This window comes from Streptomyces sp. NPDC006012 (assembly GCF_042871185.1).
Lineage (GTDB): Bacteria > Actinomycetota > Actinomycetes > Streptomycetales > Streptomycetaceae > Streptomyces.
Genome location: NZ_JBIAIE010000063.1, coordinates 1 through 4,101 on the forward strand (window position 1 = coordinate 1; position 4,101 = coordinate 4,101).

Annotated in this window: 2 protein-coding genes; both read left to right on the plus strand. The window is 71.3% G+C overall.

Annotation, left to right across the window (positions count from 1 at the left end):
• A partial coding sequence (locus tag ACFYPJ_RS38990; protein ID WP_389026868.1) for a phosphopantetheine-binding protein occupies positions 1 to 371 on the plus strand: 371 nt, incomplete at its 5' end.
• A gap of 67 nt (positions 372 to 438) precedes the next feature.
• Positions 439 to 4,101: type I polyketide synthase (locus tag ACFYPJ_RS38995; protein WP_389026870.1), on the plus strand; the 3,663-nt coding region annotated here is incomplete at its 3' end.

The following is a 4,101-nucleotide window of genomic DNA, read 5'->3' on the forward strand; positions in this document are numbered from 1 at the left end:
CCGCGGTGGAACTGCGCAACCGCCTCACCGAGGCCACAGGGGTACGGCTGCCCGCCACCCTCGTCTTCGACCATCCCACCCCCACCGCACTCGCCGAACACCTGCGGGACCGCCTCGACCTGAAGGCAGAGGCGCCCACCCCGGCCGTACTCCTCGAACTGGCCAAACTGGAAGGGGCGTTGACGGACCACAGCGTGAACGCCGAGATTCACGCACAGGTCTCGGCACGGCTCAGGACGCTCACGGAACGCTGGGACGGCCTCCTCGGTGACGCCGAGGACAATCCCGACGGCGACGCGGCGCTCGACATCGACTCGGCGACCGACGACGAGATCTTCGACCTGATCGACAAGGAACTCGGCCTGTCCTGAGGGCCGTCACCGCTCACTCGACGACACCACGTCCGACCTCACCACGGAGAGGGTCACAGGGAGAGGCATGTCCAACGACGAAAAGCTGCGCGACTATCTCAAGCGAGTACTCGCCGATCTGCAGCAGACGCGCAAGAAGCTCCGCGACCTCGACGCGGAGGCGACGGAGCCGATCGCAATCGTCGGGATGGCATGCCGGCTGCCGGGCGGTGTCACCTCGCCCGAGGAGCTGTGGCGGCTGGTCGAGGACGGCACCGACGCGCTCACCGGTTTTCCGGCCGACCGCGGCTGGGACCTGGACAACCTCTTCGACCCGGACCCCGGCCGCACCGGCCGCACCTATGTCGACCAGGGCGGATTCCTCACCGGAGCAGGCGACTTCGACGCCGAACTGTTCGGCATCTCGCCCCGTGAGGCCCTGGCCGTCGACCCGCAGCAGCGGCTGATGCTCCAGGTGTCGTGGGAGGCGTTCGAGCGGGCCGGGGTCGACCCGACCTCGCTGAAGGGCGAGGACATCGGCGTCTACTCGGGCCTGATGTTCCACGACTACGCCGACGGCGTCGAGGAACTTCCCGACGGGCTGGAGGGCTACTTCGGGATCGGCAACTCCGGCAGCGTGCTGTCCGGACGGGTCTCCTACGCCCTGGGGCTCGAAGGGCCCTCGGTCACCTTGGACACCGCCTGCTCCTCCTCGCTCGTCGCCGTGCACCTGGCGGCCCGGGCCCTGCGCGTCGGCGAGTGCAGCATGGCCCTCGCCGGCGGCGTCGCCGTCATGTCCAGCCCCGAGGTCTTCGTCGACTTCAGCAGACAGCGCGGCCTCGCGCCGAACGGCCGCTGCAAAGCCTTCTCCGACTCCGCGGACGGAACCGGACTCGCCGAGGGCGCCGTCGTCCTGCTGCTGGAGCGGTTGTCGGATGCGCGGCGTCATGGGCGTCGGGTGTTGGCGGTGGTGCGTGGTTCGGCGGTGAATCAGGACGGTGCGTCGAACGGGTTGACGGCGCCGAACGGTCCGTCGCAGGAGCGGGTGATCCGTGCGGCGCTCGCCAGTGCGCGGTTGTCGGCGTCGGACGTGGACGCAGTGGAAGCACACGGCACAGGAACGACACTGGGTGATCCGATCGAGGCGCAGGCCGTGCTGGCGACCTACGGCCAGGAGCGTCCTGCCGAACGGCCCTTGTGGCTCGGGTCGTTGAAGTCGAACGTCGGTCATACGCAGGCCGCCGCGGGTGTGGCCGGTGTGATCAAGATGGTCGAGGCGATGCGGCACGGCGTACTGCCGCGGACGTTGCACGTCGAGCAGCCGTCGTCGCATGTGGACTGGTCGTCGGGTGCGGTGGAGCTGCTGACCGAGGCGCGGGAGTGGCCGCAGTCGGACGGGCCGCGGCGTGCGGGTGTGTCGTCGTTCGGGGTGAGCGGCACCAACGCCCACGTCATCCTGGAACAGGTCCCCGAACTCATCGACACCACCCCGGAAGAAGACGAGAAGCCGGCGTCCACCGTCGTGCCGTGGCTCGTCTCCGGCCGTGGCACCGGAGCGCTCGCCGCACAGGCCGCTCGGCTCGCGACATTCCTGCGTGAAGAGGGCGACGCGCCCGCCGCGGACATCGCCCGCGCCCTGGCGTACACACGTGCCCACCTCGACGACCGCGCCGTCGTCCTGGCCGCGACGCCGGCCGAGGGACTGGCCGGGCTCGACGCGCTCGCCGACGGCCGACCGGTACCCCACGTCGTCACCGGCACGGCGGACGTCGAGGGGAAGAAGGTGTTCGTCTTCCCCGGCCAGGGCTCCCAGTGGATCCGCATGGGTCTGGAACTCCGCGAGCAGTCCCCGGTGTTCGCCCAGGCACTGGACGACGTCGCCGACGCCCTCGCACCCCACATCGACTGGTCGCTCCTCGACGTGCTCGCCGGTGCCGCCGACGCACCCCCGCTGGACCGGCCGGACGTCGTCCAGGTCGCGCTGTTCGCCGTCATCGTCTCCGTCGCCCGGCTGTGGCAGCACTACGGAGTGACACCCGACGCCGTCATAGGACACTCGCAGGGCGAGGTCGCCGCCGCCCACATCGCCGGCGCGCTCTCGCTGGAGGACGCCGCCCGAGTCGCCGCCGTACGCAGCTCCACAGCCGTCGGCAGCCTCGCGGGCAGCGGAGGACTCGCCTCCCTCGCCCTCTCCCGCGAGCAGGCCACCGCCCGTATCGCACGCTGGGAGGGCCTGATCGAACTGGCGGCCGTCAACAGCCCCACAGCGGTCGTCGTCGGCGGAGTGCCCGAAGCCCTCGACGAACTGGTCGCGGAACTGCAGGCCGAAGACGTACCGGCCCGCCGCGTCGACTCCGCCGTCTACGCCTCGCACACCTCGTACGTGGAGAAGGCCAAGGACGACATCCTCGCCGCGCTCGCCGACGTGAAGCCGGCGCAGCCCGTCGTCCCCTTCTTCTCGACCTGCGACGGCGCCTGGGTGAGCGGACCGAGCTTCGACGCCGCCTACTGGTACCGGAACCTGCGCCAGACCGTCGACTTCGCCGGCGCCGTCGACACGCTCGTCGAGGCCGGCTTCCGCGTCTTCGTGGAGCCCAGCCCGCACCCGGTGCTGACCACCGCCGTCCAGGCCGTCCTGGACGAACGCGAGGACGTGTCCGCCGTGGTGAGCGGATCGCTGCGCCGCGACGACGGCGGAACACGCCGGTTCCTCGAATCCGTCGGCCGGCTCCACACCGCGGGCGTACGTGTCGACTGGTCCCCGGCCATCGGCGCGAGCGCGCCGCCCTATCCGCACCTGCCGACCTACTCGTTCCGCACTCAGCGCTACTGGCTGGCGCCCGAACCCGGTGCCGGCGTCAGCGGTGACGCGGGTGCCTTCGGCCTGGTCCCCGCCGAGCATCCACTGCTCGGCGCGGTGACCGGCGTCGCGGACGGCGGCGGGCTGCTGTTCTCCAGCCGCCTGTCCCTGGCCACCCATCCCTGGCTGCGCGACCACGCCGCCTCGGGCGTCTGCCTGCTGCCCGCCACCGCGCTCCTCGAACTCGCCGTCCGCGCGGGCGAGGAAGCAGGCCAGCGGGTCGTGGACGAACTCGTCATCGAGTCTCCGCTCCTGCTGCCCGCGACCGGCGGGGTGCACCTCCAGGTCACCCTGAGCGAACCGGACGCCTCGGGCCGCCGCGCGGTCGCCGTCCACTCCCGCCCCGACGACGCCCTCACCGACGCGCCGTGGTCCCGGCACGCCAGCGGATTCCTGGCCCCGGACAGCCCGCCACCCGCCACCGACCTCACCCAGTGGCCCCCGGCCGGATCCGAACCCGTCGATCTGTCCGGCTTCTACGAGGGCTTGGCGGACCGCGGATTCGAGTACGGTCCGGCGTTCCAGGGCCTGAAGTCGGTGTGGAAGCGGGGCGACGAGGTCTTCGCCGAGATCGAACTCCCCGAGGAACAACTACCGGACGCGGCCCGCTACGCGCTGCATCCCGCCCTGCTCGACGCCGCCCTCCAGGCCACCAACTTCACGGGCATCCCCGACCCGGAGCCGGGCCACATGCTGCTGCCGTTCGCCTGGAACCAGGTCAGCGTGCACGCGACCGGCGCCTCCGTCCTCCGCCTGAAGGCGACCCGGTCCGGGACCGACGGCTTCTCGCTGCTGGTCGCTGATGGGGTGGGGGTTGTGGTGGCTGAGGTGGGGTCGTTGGTGTTGCGGCCGATTGGTGTGGGTGAGTTGTCGTCGGTGGGTGTGGGGGTG